Source organism: Paenibacillus sp. FSL M7-0802, assembly GCF_038004945.1.
GTDB classification, from domain to species: Bacteria; Bacillota; Bacilli; order Paenibacillales; family Paenibacillaceae; genus Paenibacillus; species Paenibacillus polymyxa_B.
On the sequence record NZ_JBBOSD010000001.1, the window covers coordinates 1,049,635 to 1,067,273 of the forward strand.

Sequence of the window (17,639 nt, forward strand, 5' to 3'; positions counted from 1 at the left end):
CAGACAACAAAAAAAGGTCTTTTCTCCCGGTAAGGGACGAAAAGACCGTGGTACCACCCTCGTTAGACAATAAGCTCAGCTCACCCGGCGTTCTGCCTTACGGCAACTAGTTACAGGTGATTGTTCATGCTATGCATCATCGTCTCGCTCTGCACGTTGTAACGGTCGTGAACCGGTATCCCCTACTTGCACATTCGCCATTCACATGGCGCCTGAGGTTCAAGGAACTGCTCCGGAGCGAACTTCAACAGCCCAGTATTTGCAGAAACGCTCTCAATCCTACGGCGCTTCCTCCCTGTTCAATCGGACACTGTCTACTCTTCTCCATCAAGACATTTTCAAAAATTCGAACTATTGTTCATTATTATATGCAAACTACCGCGCTTTGGCAAGCAGGGCATACGTTTCATTTCTTTAGATATCGAGATCATCCAACCGTTCCAGATTTGCACGAATGCGCCTGATTTCGCTCAACAACTTCTCATTTTCGTCATTCGTGCCCGTCATTCCCATCAACTCTGTAAGACGCAATTGTAATCGAAGACGTTCCTCACGCCGCTCCTGGTCTTCTGGCTCCCGTTGACGGCTCCGCTCATCTTCTTGCTTTTCGTCGGCTGTCCCCTCATAGATTTCATATCCGCCCCCCGGCTTCATATCGAGTAACCGAGTTGCCGTGTACCTCACCAGCTCCCGATCATGTGAGACGAGCACCAGTGCTCCATCATAGTTACGCAAAGAATCCTCTACAATTTCACGGGTTTCAATGTCAAAATAATTCGTCGGTTCATCCAGCACCAGCAGATTGGCTCCACTAAAGTACAGACGCAGAAAAGCTACCCTGCATTTTTCTCCCATACTAAGTGTCCCGATCCTTTTAAACACGTCCTCTTTCGCAAAAAGAAAGCAGCCTAATACCGTTCTCGCTTCTGTTTGGGTCATCGTCGGGAGCGCAAGCAGACTGTCCAGCAACGTTTGATCCTCCGGAAGCTGCTCCAGCTCCTGTGAAAAATATCCGATGTTCAACTGTGGGTTGGCTGTGATTTTTCCCGTCTGCGGCTCCAGTTGACCTGTTAATAACCGAAGCAGCGTGGTTTTACCAATTCCATTGGGCCCCCAAACAGCCAGACGGTCTCCACGTGCAACGATCAGATTTAGATTTTTCACAATGATACGGTCGTCGTAGCTAAAGTCAACCTGCTCAGCACGCAGCAAATATTTTGCCTGAAACCCGCTGTCACTTAATTTCATGTGCAAAGACGCAGCCTCACGCGGTTGCTCTACTCTATTGGCCTCCAGTCGCTCTAGTTCCTTCTCCTTCGCATGATAACGGGAAATATTTTTTTTAGCCTTGGCCTTATAAAAGCTCTGAGTAACGGCCATCTCAACCTTGGATGCGCCACGATGCGCCTGATGAAACCATTCCCTGTAATTTCGAATCGTTTCCTCCAGCGCCTGTTTCGCCAGCTCCTGCTTTCGATAGCTGGCTTCCTGCTCTCGCAGTTCCCGCTCCTTTTGCGCTTTATATTCCTTATAGCCGCCTTTATAGCGCCCAATACCTGTCGATGTGAGCTCAACTATACTCGTAGCCACCCGATCCAAAAAGGCTCTGTCATGCGATACAAACAGCAGCGTTCCCGGATACGTAGACAGCCACTGCTCCAGCCAAAGCAAGCTTTCGGCATCCAAATGGTTGGTCGGCTCATCCAACACCAGCAGCTTCGGCTGCCTGACCATGAGTCCGGCCAATCGCACTCTCGTCTTCTGGCCGCCACTCAGGTCACCATAAGCAATGGACCACGTCTGGACAGGCATTCCCATTCGAGTGAGCGCCTTTTCCACCTCAGACTCCCAGGCAAAGCCTTGCAGGCGTTCGTATTCATCCATTAGCTCGCCGTAACGCTCCAGATGATGCTCCATATCCTTCCCAGCATCGGCTAGGTCAGCTTCCAGCTGTCCCAACGCTTGCTTGAGACGCCAATGCCGAGGGCTGGCCTGCTGTGCGGCCTCGAGTGCGGTTCGAGACCAAGCCACCGTATCCTGCTGCTTCAGCCAGCCCCGCTCTTCCAGTGGCAAATCATGCTCTACTTGACCAGAGGTTGGTGCTTCATCTCCCAGCAATATTCGCAATAGCGTCGTTTTACCTGCTCCATTTCTTCCAAACAGTGCAAGCCGTTCTCCTTCCATCACATCCAGCGACACATTCTCAAATAAAGATGTCCCGTTCCAATCCTTTACTACATTGCGAATACGCAAAATTGTTCTCATACCACGATCATCCTTTCCCAGTCCGGTTTTTTGATCCCGGAAGCAATAAAAAAAGCCGCAGAAGGCTGCGGCTTGCATACAAGGAATATAGAATGACTGTTATGAATCGTTTCAGAACATACGCTTATGAAAAATAACACCGCAAACGAATAAACCAAATCCCGTTCCGGAATAAACGCATACGTCCCTACATTCATTTTCAGACACACTTCTCCCGTTGCAGCTTACAGCCGCCTGCCAGTAACTGTGCAGTTAAGTGGGAAAATCAGTGTGCTTACTTCATCGGACGTATGGTTACCTTCCTTTTCATGGGATACTTACTTGCAGTCAGTATAGCAGATCACAACACATTTGCAAATAACCCGCGTTATTTTCCGAATACCAAAGTTGTATTGGACGAACCTGCATATTTCGTTACAAACTCTTTAGTATATTCAGGAGTCTGTACCTGATAGCTATAGTTTTTGCTTGGGTTCCAGTTGGTTACACGCGATTTTTGGTTGTTGATGGCGGGTAAACTCCCCACATCTTTAAACTCGCCATTGGCTTTATCATCAAGAATACCGCCCTTTTCACTACCTTTTCCAAAGTAGTTGTACTCAGAATAGATTCTTGCATTCGTAGCAATGGTGTAAGCAAGCTGGAAATTATTAATATAATTATTTTTAACATGGAAATATCCATATCTCATAAGTCCTGGGCCACGTACAAGCAAGTTTTCAAAGTAATTATTGGCGATCGTGATATGGGGCATGCCATCATAATTTTTATTGCCATCATCAGGGTATCCCAAAATGAGACCATATTTGTGATTGGCAAATTTGGAGTTACTAATGGTTACATAATCAGCCGATTGACCTATGTACAAAAGTTTGTCCAAATCCGAGCCATTCGCATTATAATTGTGACCTGCAAATGTAACATGATCAATCCAATAATTTGTACCTGCCGTGAGATAAAGTTGGATGTCATCGTTACCGTTAATGTTGGCACTGTGCTCAAAAGTTAAATTTTGAAAGATCACATTTCCCGAATTATTTGTTGTTTTCAAATGAATGTTAACCAGCTTGTTTTGCGCGTAAGAACCAATGAGTGATTTGTTGGAACCAATGTTGACCACGGTTTTAGAGGAGGCAGAAATATTTTTTTCGATTACCAGAATTTTAGGGGTTGAATCCCCTAACTGGTTTTTCAAATCGTTTAGATTATTGATATAGATGACCTGACCACCTTTTCCCCCCGTTGTGGCAGACTTCGCAGCTCCATTTTCACTTTTAGCCTGTCCGGCAAAACCAGTCATTCCATTCGTCGACGTATTTGGAAAATCAGCAGCGGCGAACGTAGAACTTGCTGGAAAATTAAACAGCATCAAAGTTAATGCTAAAAACAGAAAAGTAAATTTCCTCATTGCAGCTACACCATCCTTTTTTTAGTTAAATCCTAACAATGCGACTATACTTATTTTTTAGTAATTGGTAAATAGTTCTTTTTATCTGTTTATTTATAGCATATAAGATAAATATTTTATATTTTATTTTGTGCAGCAATGTAAAAATAGTTCGTAAGAACGCAAAAAAGCCGTGATACCCCGTTGGCATCCCGGCTATAATGTATTTATCTAGCTCCAAATAAAACAAAAGCCCTTGCGTCACAAGGGTTCCGAACTTCTTAAAACAGTAAGCGGGTGATGGGAATCGAACCCACGCTATCAGCTTGGAAGGCTGAAGTTCTACCATTGAACTACACCCGCATTTTATAACATCGCGATTCTTATGTATGACACGCTTAACCTATCGTCAACCAGCTGAATCAGGATGTTATTTAGTATAACTTACCTTTCAGCAAAATGCAAGCATACTACATACTATCCTGAGCCAGCCAATTCATAGGTTTACGTAAAAACAATTTTTCAAAGACTTCTGCCGGAATGGGGCGACTAAAGTAATATCCCTGACCCTCATGACAATCCTGTGCCTGCAAAAAATGAAGTTGCTCCTCATTTTCCACCCCTTCAGCCGTAACCTTCAGCTTCAAATGGTGAGCCATGGAGGCAATAGTAGATACAATTGCCGCATTTTTGCTGTCGACCAGTACCTCATTTACAAAGGAACGGTCAATTTTTAGACGATCTATCGGGAGATTCTTCAAATAATGCAATGAGCTATAGCCAGTTCCAAAATCATCAATACTGATTGCGACACCAATAGCCTTTATTTTTTTCAACTGTTCAAAGGCCCGATCCTTATCAAAGGTCATACTTTCGGTAATCTCCAGCTCTAGATAGCGTGCTTCAAGTTCCGTATAGGTCAAAATGCCCCGAATTACATCCACCAGCTTTTTTTGCTGAAATTGGCGCATGGATAAATTGACCGAAATCGGGATTGGTGGGTACCCGAGCTCCTGCCACTGCTTATTTTGCAGACAAGCCTCCCGTAACACCCATTCTCCCAAGGGCACAATTAAACCACTTTCTTCAGCCACCGGAATAAAATCGCCCGGCATCACCATCCCACGATGAGGATGATTCCAGCGCACCAGCGCCTCCAAACTCGTGAGCTCACCACTTTGCAGGTGGACACGTGGTTGATACACCAATGAAAATTCCTCATTTTCAAGTGCTCGCCGCAGATCATTTTCCAGCTGGAGTCTTTCATGCGCTCGCATCTGCATCGCGCTGGCATACCGCTGAAAATTCACTCCCTGCTCTTTGGCACTATGGACAGCCGTATCCGCCTGCTGAATAAGCTGTTCACTCTGATTCGCATCCAACGGGTATAAAGCTATACCAACGCTCACCGTCACATGATAAGACTCTCCATCAATATCGAAAGGCTGATCGAACAGCTTCACCATTTCATCAATACGATTTCTCATAGCATCTGTATCGTCGTATCCCGTTAGAAGAAAGGCAAATTCATCTCCGCCCATGCTAAAGACAGCTTCCCCTTCATGGCTAAAATGCCCCAAGCGTTCGCCTACTGCATACAGCAAATAATTCCCTGCCATATGTCCAAGCGAATCATTAATCGCCTTGAAACGATCAATATTTAGCACTAAAAGCGCTACTGTCTCATCCGATTTTAATGATTTGCGCAATATTTTATCTAAGCGTTGGGAAAGGCGACGACGATTGGGGAGTCCTGTTATATCATCATTATAAGCAATGTGATTAAACTCAGATTCTGCTGCCTGCTTTTCACGATAAGGAACCAGAACCATCAACCGAACCAGCCCGCTCAACATATTATAAAATGCTATCGCGTTGGTCAAAAGTCCCAGAAGGTGATTAATATCGCTCATTTGCTCAGCAAATAAATAGAACAACTGACTCACAACACACAGCCCAATCCCACGAATAATAAGCAACATGCCCAACTCTGCCGGGCGGGCTTTCCGATATTTTCTCACCCCGAAAATAAAAGTGAGTACAAGCAGTAACATCACAGCCAGATTTAACGTCCAGCCCAGGTTGCCTATTTCGTATCGTATACGTAGATCCGGTAAGCCTGCACCAAATGTCTTAATAACTCCTAGAATCAGCAAAGTGCAGCCTATCCCCGCCCACAAAGCCACTGTTTTGTATTCAGACTTCGTCTTGCTAAACGGGAGGAAACAAACACATAAGAGCAAGACAGCGGTAAAGGCACGATTTACAAATAGCAGCCATAACGAAATGCCCGGAGACAAAGCAAAGTCCGTCAGGCTTACGAAACTAAACGAAACAATATGAACAAGGTAAAGCAGACCAGCCACCAAAAACGTCGGGGCAATAAGAAGCCTCTGCAAAGATAACTGTTCCAGTAAAACGGACCAGGATTGATAAAAAATAGAAAAACAAATCGCAGCACAGGCAAATCCTACAATCGGATATAACAAGAAAAAAACATTATGGGAGTATATCTTATTCAAAGTTACGTGAAATAACTGAACCAAGACAAACAAAACTATCGAAGCAATGCCGATACCTATCGTTTTTTTTACTTCCAGCCGTATACTCATTCAGCCTCTTCAGCCCCCTGCATATCGGAGATTCCGATCATCTAAGACGTTTGACAGCTTTGGAAGCCGTTGTTTAAGTCTATAGTATCAAAAATAATGTTGTATTCTGGTATATAATAGCATTTAATCTGTGAAAGGTGAATCATTTTTTTGTCTTAAATTCGTGAATTCATTTTCGCATTTACGCAAATAACCGAGCTTACAGCACCAAAAAAGCGCATCATCTTGTCAGATTATGCGCTTCAGACAACCTTTTCCAAAAAGGTGATACCTATACCCCAACGCTGCACAACATAAAAGAAATAGTATGTACAGGACCCCTCTGCGAAAACCTCCCCATATTAAACTACAGGAAGCGTAATTTTAAATTGTGTGCCACTTCCATGTTTACTGTCTACATGTATGAAGCCTCCGTGATTTTTGATAATTCGATAGCTCACAGCCAGTCCCAATCCGGTTCCACTTTCTTTTGTTGTAAAAAAAGGATCAAATAAACGCGCCAATGTATTGTGATCCATACCTAATCCGTTATCTTCAATACAAATGTGAACATAATTGCCCTCAAGCACTGTATGGATATCGATGCAGCCCTCTCGTTCCCCACCGATGCTTTCAATGGCATCCATCGCATTTTTAATCATATTGAGGATAACCTGCTTAATCTGCTTCACGTCAATGGAAACCTTCATGAGCTCATCATTTTCATCCAATGCAATCTGGCAACCCTTCATCAATGCTTCGCTTTCTGTCAGCATCACTACCTCTTTCAGTAGCCCCATCACAGATACAGCCGTTTTTTGCGGAGCCGAAGGCTTGGACGAATTTAAGAACTCATAAATAATGTCGTTCGCACGATCAATCTCTGTTAATATAATCCGAGCATACTCATCCCTGCCCAACTCCACCAAATGCGGTCGAAGCAATTGAATAAAGCCCCGGATTGCGGTAAGCGGGTTACGGATTTCATGGGCGATAGAGGCAGAGATGCGTCCCAGCATCGCCAGCTTATCGTTTTGATACGCCGTCTGCTCAATCTGCTTATAATCCGACACATCCTTGACGCTAAACAAAAAATCGCCATCCATCTGATCACCGTAGGTCACTGTTATCAACCAATGCCGACCATACTCATCAATCAACTCATGATAGCGCTTTCTATGAAAGATAGTTTCTTTATAAATCCGCATGATTTTCTTCTTCTTAAACCGACTTAACTCAGGATGATGCAAAATTTGCATCAAATTGCGACCTGCTAGCGAACTCCGTGGTAGCTCCAGCAATTTCGCCATTTGCACGTTAATAAAGGTCAGTACCCCGTCACTGTCAAACAGCATGATACCACTATCCAGGTTCTCCAGCACATTTTCATACTTGTTATTGGCGATCTGTGTGGAAGGACAAGCTCCCACGGTATCAAGCAAGGCTTCTTGGAATTCACTGATCATGCCAGGCTTCCCCCTTGTTTCGGAATGACAAACTGGCCGTATCGGACGCGTAATAATCTTGAAGAAGAGAAAGGCATCTATCGACTACCCTTCAATGGTGTAGAAAACAGTTTCACAGAAATCCGACCATCTGTTTCCAATTCGAGTCTTATTTTATGATAGACAAGATTAAGGATCGCAGTCAATCGGAAAAAGTGTCGAATCCACATTTTTATCCTGTTTTCTTTCGTCATAATATCTGCGCAACATTACCAAAATGAAAGATTACGTTAGGAACAAGCGCCCTACACACCAAAGAAGCTCTCCAGAATTGAGAGCTTCTTTGGTGTGTAGGATGTCAACTGCCGCTCTTATTATGTTGAAGCCGGGATCGTCTTTGGCTCATAACGGCCAGTCTTCTCTTAAGCTCTCCCTGCCATTTTTCATCATTCATCTGTTTGGCTACCATCAATAAATCCAGGGATATGTCAATTTGACGCTTCACAATTTCAAACGCATCTTCACTTTCACGATTCACACAATTTTCAAATATCGTATCATCGTCTTCCATGACATAATCCTGAAAATCAATCTCGGTTGCCCCATCTCCATGTGCATATTCAGCCAAAATTTCATACTCATTTTCGACTTTATAATGAACTTCAATGCGACGACATACCGGGCAAAACAGCAAAGGAACATTATGAACTTGGGTGCGGTAATGCTTCAGCGTTCCCTTGGTTCCTACCATGCTTGCTCCACAGCAATAACTCATCCGGGCTCAGCCTCCTCTGAACAAAACCTGTTCTGCCTTGTTTATCTTCTACAATACCTTATTCGCTTTCATCAGGCAAAATTCCTCCAGAACACAACAACATTTCCATAATTATTTGTTACTTCACTCTGTATTGTCTCATTCAAACAGGCTATCCTCACATCTTCCGCTGCACAGAGCAGGCAAGCAAGCCCCCAATAACGGCAGAGTAACCGCTAGTTGGGGGCTTGCTTGTTTAATTTCAACTTGTGAAGCTTATATTACAGATTTTGATCGCCTGGTTTCCAGTTCATTGGGCACAAGCCACCGGATTGCAAAGCTTGCAGTACACGCAAAGTTTCTTCCACACTGCGGCCTACGTCGTTGTGGTTAACCACTTGATATTTCAATTCGCCTTCTGGATCAATGATGAACAAGCCGCGCAATGCAACGCCTTCTTCTTCGATCAGAACGCCATAATCGCTTGCTGTTTTTTTCGTGATGTCAGAAGCCAATGGGAAGTTCAGTTTGCCCAGACCGTTGTTTTCTTTAGCTGTGTTAATCCATGCTTTGTGGCTGTGCACGGAGTCTACACTGATACCCAGAATTTCAGTATCCAGCTCTTTGAATTGGTCAGCAGCATCGCTCAATGCTGTAATTTCCGTAGGGCACACAAAAGTGAAATCCAGTGGATAGAAGAAAAATACGAGCCACTTGCCACGGTAATCGGAAAGCTTCACCGAACCAAATTCTTGACCGTCTCCAGTCACTGTTTCCAATGCAAAATCAGGGGCGGGTCTTCCTACCAATCTTTCTGCCATAATATGAAATCCTCCTTTAAAATATGTAAGAAAAACACCGAATGTGCTTTCCTCAATCATCTGTATTGTAATGAACAACTTACTTGATAAATGTTATCATTCGCTGAAATCAAAGTCAATATTGTAACCATTACTTTTTTATAATTATTTTAAACTAGCTTGAAAATTCACAACTTATTCACATTTTGAACTTTCGAATATACAAGTAGCTCCTGATTGCTCAGGAGCTACTGTGCTAAACATCTGCAGAAAAGGCTGTACTGTATAACCTTACTATATAATAGGAAGCTTTTTTTTCAGAACGGGTACATTTACAAAGCTTTTAACGAATAGCTGCTGCGATCAGATCGCCCATTTGAGTTGTCGAGATCGCTTGAGATTTATCCACCGCAATATCCGCCGTACGGTGCCCTGCATCCAGTACCTCAGCTACCGCTTTCTCAATGGCATCAGCTGCCTTCTCGTACCCGAAGGTGAGACGGAACATCAAAGCAACGGACAAAATCGTTGCAATGGGATTCGCCAGTCCTTGACCTGCAATGTCAGGCGCCGATCCATGTACCGGCTCGTATAGGCCGAAGCTGCCTTGTCCAAGTGATGCGGAGGAGAGCATGCCGATGGATCCGGTCAGCATAGCCGCTTCATCACTGAGAATGTCACCAAACATATTTTCCGTCACGATGACGTCAAAGCTAGATGGACGACGCAGCAATTGCATGGCACAGTTATCGACCAATACATGCTCCAACTCGACATCCGGGTAGTCTACAGCAACCCGGTTAACTACTTCACGCCATAAACGGGAGGTTTCCAGTACATTAGCCTTATCCACCGATGCAAGTTTTTTGCGACGTTTTTGTGCAATTTCGAAAGATTGGCGCACAATACGCTCTACTTCCGTTACATTATATGCACAAGTATCAACTGCTTCCTCACCTTGAGGACTTTCTCGTCTGAACTTCTCGCCGAAATAAATGCCGCCCGTCAGTTCGCGCACCACGATCAGGTCCGTTCCTTCCAACACTTCCGGTTTCAATGTAGACGCGTCCTTGAGGCAGTCGAAGACGACAGCAGGACGAAGATTCGAAAATAGACCGAGCTCTTTGCGTATGCCCAGCAGTCCGGTTTCAGGACGAAGTTCCTTTGGATTGTTGTCCCATTGTGGTCCTCCTACCGCTCCCAGCAGAACGGCATCTGCAGTTTGACATACTGCCAGTGTTTCTTCTGGCAATGGTGTGCCCTTCTTATCAATCGCAATCCCGCCGAACAGCGCATGCTCCGTTTCAAATGAAAGGCCGAACACTTCTTCCGTACGTTTCAAAATTTTTTCTGCCTCTGCGACCACTTCCGGTCCAATTCCATCTCCCGCTATTACCGCAATCTTTTTAACGTCTGCCATCACGTACACTCCTCTTGTTATACAGCTATACAACTGTATTTTTCATACCTTCTTTGTAACATACATGGCAGGGCTTTGACCAAGATATAGAATCTATCAATTCAATAGGCACAGCCTATAAGCTTGTTTTTTCATCAGAGAAAAAGAAAACAGGACCGGAAACACCCGATCCTGTATATATCCAACTCTTAAGTCTACATAAAATTAAGATTTATAATCTACGCGATTACTGTAGTTTTTACGCTTGTCGATCAAACCATTCAGCGCATCCACGTAAGCCCGAGCACTTGCTTCCAGAATATCGGTGCTTACCCCGCGTCCCTGTACAGACAGTCCGTTTTGCGTCAGTACTACATGGACTTCACCCAGAGCGTCCTTACCATGGGTAACAGACTTGATGGAGTAATCTGAAAGTACAACGCTCTCGCTGCTGGCTTGGTCAATCGCATTATAGATCGCATCGACTGAACCATTTCCTTCAGCTTCTGTCTCGATAACCTGACCTTCATCGTTAACCAGACGCACTTGTGCGGAAGGCGTAGCCTTGTTCCCATAGGTAACAAAGATGGTTTCCAGCTTGAAAACTTCAGGTGCATCGGCCAATTTTTCTTCCAGCAATGCCAAAATATCATCGTCCGAAACTTCCTTCTTCTTATCAGCCAAATCCTTGAACTGCCCAAAAGCGCGATTCAGATCTTCTTCGTTCAATTCGTAGCCCAACTCGATCAAACGCTCACGGAAAGCATGACGACCTGAGTGCTTACCGAGTACCAGTTTGCTTTCTTTCAGACCGATACTTTCTGGTGTCATGATTTCATAGGTCGTTTTCTCTTTCAGCATACCGTCTTGATGAATACCTGATTCGTGCGCAAAAGCATTGGCTCCAACAATCGCCTTGTTGCCCGGCACTACCATCCCCGTCAAACGGCTAACCAAACGGCTCGTGCGCGCAATTTCAGACAATTGCAGAGACGTTTTGGCCTGAAAAAATTCCTGTCTCGTCTCCAGTGCCATAGCGATTTCCTCAATAGCCGTGTTCCCAGCGCGTTCACCGATACCGTTAATGGTTCCCTCAATCTGATCCGCACCGTTCAGAATGGCAGCAAGTGTATTAGCGGTAGCCATTCCCAGGTCATTGTGGCAATGTGCACTCAATTGAATCTTCTCCACATCGACCACATTTTCCTTAATGTGTTTGAATATATTTCCATACTCGTAGGGTGTCAAGTAACCTACCGTATCTGGAATATTGACGACAGAAGCCCCTTCTTGTACAGCCATAGTGACCATTTCAACCACAAAATCAAGCTCTGTACGACCTGCATCCTCCAAAGAAAACTCCACTTTAGGCAAATATTTCAACCCATAGCGTATGGCAGCACGAGCGGTTTCCAATACCTGTGCCTTCTCCATCCGCAGCTTGTGCTGACGGTGAATAGGAGAAGTTGCCAAAAAGATATGGATACACGGGTCCTGAGCTCCCTTGAGTGCCTCGCGAACCGCATCAATATCCTGTTCCCTTGCACGTGAAAGGCCAATAACCGTCGAATTTTTTACAGCTTTTGCTACTGCATTAACAGCCGCCAGATCACCCGGAGAAGCAGCCGGGAACCCAGCCTCCATACGATCGATTCCCAGCTTCTCCAACTGATGAGCGATCTCCACTTTCTCACGAGTATTCAAGTTCACGCCAGGTGACTGTTCTCCGTCTCTCAACGTTGTGTCAAATATATATATTTTGCGCAACCTAACGCACCTCCTCAGGATAGGACCCTTAAATTACAATGCGGCTCACGCAATAAGCAGGGCCGCATTGTAATTAATATTTATAAATAATTCATGTTGTCGAGTTCATAGTACAAAAGATTATTACTTTTTGATCCAATGCATCATTTCACGCAATTGTCCGCCCACCACTTCAATCGGATGGTTAGCTTCATTACGACGAGTAGCCGTCAGGAATGCACGTCCAGATTGATTTTCAAGGATGAAGTCACGAGCAAATTTACCTTGTTGAATGTCAGTCAATACATCCTTCATGGCTTTCTTCGTATCTTCCGTTACCACGCGTGGTCCAGTTACATAATCGCCATATTCCGCTGTATTACTGATGGAATCACGCATCGTTGCCAATCCACCTTCATACATCAGGTCAACGATCAGCTTAAGCTCATGCAAGCATTCAAAGTATGCCATCTCAGGAGCATAACCTGCTTCAGTCAATGTTTCAAAGCCCGCTTTTACAAGTGCGCTCACGCCGCCACACAATACCGCCTGCTCACCGAACAGATCCGTCTCCGTTTCTTCACGGAAGGAGGTTTCAATTACGCCCGCACGTGTACAGCCAATGCCTTTTGCGTAAGCAAGACCGATTTCTTTGGCTTGACCCGTTGCATCCTGCTCAATTGCGATCAACCCCGGTACCCCAAACCCTTCTACATAGGTACGACGTACCATATGTCCTGGGGATTTTGGAGCAACCAGCAATACATCGCTATCTTTAGGAGCTACGATTTGTCCAAAATGAACGTTGAAACCATGGGAGAACAAAAGAGCTGCGCCTTTTTTCAGGTTAGGTTCAATTTCATTTTTGTACACAGAAGCTTGAGTTTCATCAGGTAACAAAATTTGAACCACATCTGCACGGCTTGTTGCATCAGCTACGTTCAGAACTTCGAAACCGTCGTTTCTTGCGACATCAGCTGATTTGCCTTCACGCAAACCAATAACAACATTCACACCACTGTCACGCAAGTTTTGTGCCTGAGCATGTCCTTGGCTACCGTAACCGATAACGGCCACTGTCTTTCCTTTCAATACGCTGAGTTCTGCATCTTTTTCGTAGTACGTTGTAACTGCCATGGTTAATTTCCTCCTTTTAATTGGACCCTTCATAATGAGCGGGTACTCCAAGAGACTCCCTCGTGATTAGTATCTAAAAATCTCTTCGAGCCCCCGCTCTTATGCGGGCGGTTCTTTATTGATGTAATGCGCTATAAGCGGTAATTCGTTAAAGCTCCATATTAAGCATTGCCACGTATCATAGCTGTAACCCCGGTTCGAGTCAACTCCCGAATACCGTAAGGCTTCAACAACTCGATCATGGCATCAATTTTTTCTGTATCGCCAATGACCTGTACGATCAAGCTCGTCGTTCCAACATCAATTACAGCTGCTCTGAATGTTTCTACCACGCCCATGATCTCTGGCCGCTGAGGCGGTTCTGCCTTCACCTTTATCATCGCCAATTCCCGAGCTACCATCGGCTTGGAACTGAGATCAATGACCTTGATCACATCAACCAGCTTGTAAAGCTGCTTTTCAATCTGCTCCAGGTTGTTCTCATCCCCTACAGTCACAATGACCATACGGGATAATCCAACTTCTTCCGATTGTCCCACAGTTATGCTCTCAATGTTAAAGCCTCGGCGACCGAACAGGCCGGACACACGTTGCAAAACGCCGGGTTGATCATTTACCAGTACAGCAATGGTATTTTTTGTTGTCATTTTACTCGTCCCCCATCAGCATTTGATCAATTGTCGAACCTTGCGTCACCATCGGATATACATTCTCTTCCTTGCTGACTACAAACTCGACAACGACCGGTCCGGGTGTATCAAGCGCCTCCTGCCAAGCCCGACGTGCCTCTTCCTTATTCGTAGCACGCAGCCCTTTGACACCGTATGCTTCGGCAAGTTTCACAAAATCCGGACTTCCAGCCAGGTCAATGTGACTGTACCGATTGTCATAGATCAATTCCTGCCATTGGCGAACCATTCCAAGCACCTGGTTGTTGATAATAACGATTTTAACCGGAATGTTATTGATTGCACAGATGGCTAATTCCTGCGAACACATCTGCATACCGCCGTCCCCGTTAATCGATATTACTAATCTGTCGGGATTGGCCATCTGAGCACCGATTGCAGAAGGGAAACCAAATCCCATCGTACCGAGTCCACCAGAGGTGACCCATGAGCGTGGCTGATTGAATTTGTAATACTGCGCTGCCCACATTTGATGCTGTCCCACGTCCGTCGTTACGATTGCGCCGCCCTTGGTCGTTTCATCCAACAACTCAACAACCCATTGTGGTTTAAGCACCGTTTCAGAATCCTTATAAGAATAAGGTTTCTCATTCTTCCAATGCTGAATTTGTGCTCTCCATGCATCAGCTCGATCCGCGCGTTTCACATCCTGATTCAGCAATTCCAGCACTGCCTTCACGTCACCCACGATAGGAATATCTGCTGCAACATTTTTTCCAATTTCAGCAGGGTCGATATCAATGTGGACGATTTTAGCTTGAGGAGCAAACCCATCCAACTTGCCTGTTACCCGATCATCGAAGCGGGCTCCGATACAGATCAACAGATCTGACTGTTGAATCGCCTGATTGGAGGTGTATGTTCCATGCATCCCCGGCATCCCCGTCCACAGTTCATGTCCACTTGGGAAACCACCCAATCCGAGCAATGTTGTCGTAATAGGAATTTCCGTTTTACGAACAAACTCGTAAAGTGCTTCATGTCCACCGGAGTATACAACTCCTCCACCTGCCAGAATGAATGGACGTTCTGCTTCGGAAATAGCTTGAGTTAGCTTGTCTAGTTGAATTTTGTTGGGCAGCACTTTCGGGTTATAACCCCGCATGGTCACTGGTCCCGTTTGTGGAACGAACAACGTCTGGGCTGCGGAAATATCCTTCGGAATATCAATCAGCACCGGTCCCTTCCGCCCTGTGTTGGCAATATGAAATGCCTCATGGATGATTCGCGGCAGATCCTCTACATCTCTTACCAGATAGCTGTGCTTCGTAATCGGCATTGTAATTCCCGTGATATCGGCTTCCTGGAAAGCATCCGTACCGATCAGGGAAGATATAACGTTACCCGTGATGACCACCAACGGCACCGAATCCATAAAAGCTGTCGCAATACCAGTTACCAGGTTTGTCGCTCCAGGTCCAGAAGTCGCGATACATACGCCCACTTTACCGCTCGCCCGTGCATAACCATCTGCCGCATGAATAGCTCCTTGCTCGTGACGAGTGAGGACATGCTTGAAATCCTTAAAGCCATACATGGCATCATAGATATAAAGCACTGCACCACCTGGATATCCGAAGACACAATCTACTCCCTCCAGCAACAGGCTACGGAGTAAAATTTCCGAACCTGTAATCACTTCAGGCTTCATCCACTTTTCACGTAATTCATTGGTTGACCTAACTTCAGGAATTTGTGCACTCATTGGTCATCCTCCTTTACAAAATTTACATACATCTGACATTTGTAAAAACAAAAAAACCTTTCATCCCTAGAACAGACTTGCTGTTACTGAGGGACGAAAGGCTGTAGCTTCCGTGGTACCACCCGTGTTTGCCCGATATTTCGCAATATCGAACCTTGGCAGGTACAGAAATCGCAAAGGATCTCCATATCTGGCGTCTGTAACGTAGACCGTACGATTTTCCCTAATAGGTGATTCAGCGCACCGTTAATATCATCGGGCCCAAATACTTTTCAGGAAAACAGCTCCAAGGTGAGCTCGTTAAAAAGGGATTTTGGTGAAGCTTGCAGCTAATGCCTCACTCTCTGAACAAAAGAGCCCTAATCACTTCGTCCTCTTCATTGCCGTTGAGTTCATGTCATTCTTTCAAATGTTTAGACACATTATATGTCTCTCATCTGGGATAGTCAATACCCATATTTCATAAAAATTTATGTTTCTTTTCTGAAGCACCTCAGAGTCGCACGCTTGTAAGAGGTACCCGCATATTATAAAAAAGACCACACGGTGAGACAGTGTACTCCTCCAAAGCCACGTCTTATCTTGTTAAAAGGGTAGAAAAGGAGGCCCGTTTATGATTCGAAAACGCAGCTCTCAAGATGACACCATCATCTTTCGCCTAATCGAGCAAGAGCTTGTCCCCCTATCGCATTTAAGTGCCCAAGAAATGGAACAAATACGCAAAGAATTACCCCGGCGCTTAAACCGGGGCATCACTTTTGTAGCTTGCAGACCGGATAATGCACAGGTTGTTGGCTTCATTCATGTTATGCTGCATGGCGAACTATTATACATTGATTTGATCGCAATCTCTTCGGCTCATCAAGGTATGCGATACGGAAAAAAACTGCTGGAGCATGCCGAACACTACGGACGACTACGTCGCTGCAAGCGGGCTAAAGTTATGGTGGACGAAGACAATATCAGGGGGATCCATTTTTATCTGCGTCATCAATATCAAATACTGCGATACGTAGCTCTGAGCCGATGCCATGAACTCGAAAAGTCACTGTAAAAAGTATCTTTTTCGGGCTCAAAATTTTGTATGACTAAAATAAATTAGGGTAATACGGATATCCTACTCCGGGGTATCCCCCGTCTGTATACGGGCCTGGCTGCGGACCATATCCTGGTCCTCCATAACCTGGACCGTAGCCTCCATATCCCCCACCATAGGCACCAATGTATGGAGCTGTGCCGATGGCAAGCAAGTCAAACAGCACCAGAGGAATAATCGCCTTCGTGTTTACCTTTTTCTTGCGGTTTGGTTGAAGAACCAGTCGGTTACCCGAAATGCGAATCAGCTTGCCGCTGACCTGGGAACCATCCTTACGAGTAGCAAAGATGACTTTGCCGACAAGCTTCTCCACCTGCTTTCTGGTTACTGCCTGTTTCATCGTATTTCCTCCTTCTTTCTCAACGGATGGACAGATTGAACGGCTCCTTGATAGCTCATCACCACCACAAAATAGACCGGAGCTGACAGGGGCCGAGCGTCCCGTCCAATCTGCATAGCACAGTCTATTCCATTCATGCCAGTAGCGTATGTTTAAATGCCTGCACAATATAAAAAAATCTGGTACCTGCACATGCAGATACCAGATTTTTTATACACCAGGATTTTGCGAAATTCGATTCCAGTCGCTCCGAAGCAAGATATAGACGAACTAAACCATTTCGAT

General features: G+C 45.1%; 13 protein-coding genes and 1 tRNA gene. 1 reads left to right on the plus strand and 13 read right to left on the minus strand.

All coding sequences use genetic code 11. The annotated features are described in order from the left end of the window. Nucleotides 1-414: 414 nt before the first annotated feature. From abc-f to ilvB, 12 genes are all read right to left on the minus strand, one after another. Complete coding sequence (gene abc-f, locus MHB54_RS05325; RefSeq protein WP_264454017.1) at nt 415-2,265, minus strand: ribosomal protection-like ABC-F family protein; 1,851 nt, start codon at nt 2,263-2,265, stop codon at nt 415-417. Nucleotides 2,266-2,632: 367 nt separating this feature from the next. Next, nucleotides 2,633-3,634, minus strand: coding sequence for a polysaccharide lyase family 1 protein (locus MHB54_RS05330; protein WP_413630619.1), 1,002 nt, complete (start codon nt 3,632-3,634; stop codon nt 2,633-2,635). A gap of 310 nt (nt 3,635-3,944) precedes the next feature. Further along, nucleotides 3,945-4,015: transfer RNA gene (locus tag MHB54_RS05335), tRNA-Gly, on the minus strand. 107 nt (nt 4,016-4,122) lie between these two features. After that, on the minus strand, nt 4,123-6,264 hold the full coding sequence (locus tag MHB54_RS05340; RefSeq protein ID WP_264454019.1) for a bifunctional diguanylate cyclase/phosphodiesterase: 2,142 nt from the start codon (nt 6,262-6,264) through the stop codon (nt 4,123-4,125). Between the two features lie 341 nt (nt 6,265-6,605). Next, entirely contained in the window at nt 6,606-7,709 is a 1,104-nt protein-coding gene (locus MHB54_RS05345; RefSeq protein WP_023987764.1) for an ATP-binding protein, read from the minus strand. 337 nt (nt 7,710-8,046) lie between these two features. Then, the gene (locus MHB54_RS05350) at nt 8,047-8,463 is read right to left on the minus strand and encodes a hypothetical protein (RefSeq protein WP_013309391.1); all 417 of its coding nucleotides are present in this window, start codon (nt 8,461-8,463) and stop codon (nt 8,047-8,049) included. A gap of 260 nt (nt 8,464-8,723) precedes the next feature. After that, the gene (locus MHB54_RS05355; RefSeq protein WP_023987763.1) at nt 8,724-9,263 is read right to left on the minus strand and encodes a peroxiredoxin; all 540 of its coding nucleotides are present in this window, start codon (nt 9,261-9,263) and stop codon (nt 8,724-8,726) included. Between the two features lie 322 nt (nt 9,264-9,585). Beyond that, nucleotides 9,586-10,662: a 3-isopropylmalate dehydrogenase gene (gene leuB / locus MHB54_RS05360; protein WP_023987762.1), complete on the minus strand. Its 1,077-nt coding sequence runs from the start codon at nt 10,660-10,662 to the stop codon at nt 9,586-9,588. A 204-nt stretch (nt 10,663-10,866) separates the two neighbouring features. Further along, nucleotides 10,867-12,408 (minus strand): 2-isopropylmalate synthase, encoded by a 1,542-nt coding sequence (locus tag MHB54_RS05365; RefSeq protein WP_025724101.1) that lies wholly within the window; start codon nt 12,406-12,408, stop codon nt 10,867-10,869. A 123-nt stretch (nt 12,409-12,531) separates the two neighbouring features. After that, a complete protein-coding gene (gene ilvC / locus MHB54_RS05370; protein ID WP_013309387.1) occupies nt 12,532-13,524 on the minus strand; it encodes a ketol-acid reductoisomerase in 993 nt (330 codons plus the stop codon). A 161-nt stretch (nt 13,525-13,685) separates the two neighbouring features. Then, entirely contained in the window at nt 13,686-14,171 is a 486-nt protein-coding gene (gene ilvN, locus MHB54_RS05375) for an acetolactate synthase small subunit (protein WP_023987760.1), read from the minus strand. A 1-nt stretch (nt 14,172) separates the two neighbouring features. Then, nucleotides 14,173-15,918, minus strand: coding sequence for a biosynthetic-type acetolactate synthase large subunit (gene ilvB / locus MHB54_RS05380; RefSeq protein ID WP_023987759.1), 1,746 nt, complete (start codon nt 15,916-15,918; stop codon nt 14,173-14,175). 613 nt (nt 15,919-16,531) lie between these two features. Here ilvB and MHB54_RS05385 point away from each other — a divergent pair. Continuing rightward, the gene (locus MHB54_RS05385; protein ID WP_068940002.1) at nt 16,532-16,972 is read left to right on the plus strand and encodes a GNAT family N-acetyltransferase; all 441 of its coding nucleotides are present in this window, start codon (nt 16,532-16,534) and stop codon (nt 16,970-16,972) included. Nucleotides 16,973-17,006: 34 nt separating this feature from the next. Here the strand turns inward: MHB54_RS05385 and MHB54_RS05390 are convergent, their stop codons facing one another. After that, entirely contained in the window at nt 17,007-17,354 is a 348-nt protein-coding gene (locus tag MHB54_RS05390) for a hypothetical protein (protein ID WP_023987757.1), read from the minus strand. Nucleotides 17,355-17,639: the final 285 nt, after the last annotated feature.

Bases quoted from the DNA above. Each gene is read 5' to 3' on its own strand.
- MHB54_RS05330 (WP_413630619.1), bottom strand. From the start codon at position 3,634: ATGCTGTTTAATTTTCCAGCAAGTTCTACGTTCGCCGCTGCTGATTTT.
- leuB (WP_023987762.1), bottom strand. From the start codon at position 10,662: ATGGCAGACGTTAAAAAGATTGCGGTAATAGCGGGAGATGGAATTGGA.
- MHB54_RS05350 (WP_013309391.1), bottom strand. From the start codon at position 8,463: ATGAGTTATTGCTGTGGAGCAAGCATGGTAGGAACCAAGGGAACGCTG.
- ilvB (WP_023987759.1), bottom strand. From the start codon at position 15,918: ATGAGTGCACAAATTCCTGAAGTTAGGTCAACCAATGAATTACGTGAA.
- MHB54_RS05340 (WP_264454019.1), bottom strand. From the start codon at position 6,264: ATGAGTATACGGCTGGAAGTAAAAAAAACGATAGGTATCGGCATTGCT.
- abc-f (WP_264454017.1), bottom strand. From the start codon at position 2,265: ATGAGAACAATTTTGCGTATTCGCAATGTAGTAAAGGATTGGAACGGG.
- MHB54_RS05345 (WP_023987764.1), bottom strand. From the start codon at position 7,709: ATGATCAGTGAATTCCAAGAAGCCTTGCTTGATACCGTGGGAGCTTGT.
- ilvC (WP_013309387.1), bottom strand. From the start codon at position 13,524: ATGGCAGTTACAACGTACTACGAAAAAGATGCAGAACTCAGCGTATTG.
- MHB54_RS05355 (WP_023987763.1), bottom strand. From the start codon at position 9,263: ATGGCAGAAAGATTGGTAGGAAGACCCGCCCCTGATTTTGCATTGGAA.
- MHB54_RS05390 (WP_023987757.1), bottom strand. From the start codon at position 17,354: ATGAAACAGGCAGTAACCAGAAAGCAGGTGGAGAAGCTTGTCGGCAAA.
- MHB54_RS05385 (WP_068940002.1), top strand. From the start codon at position 16,532: ATGATTCGAAAACGCAGCTCTCAAGATGACACCATCATCTTTCGCCTA.
- ilvN (WP_023987760.1), bottom strand. From the start codon at position 14,171: ATGACAACAAAAAATACCATTGCTGTACTGGTAAATGATCAACCCGGC.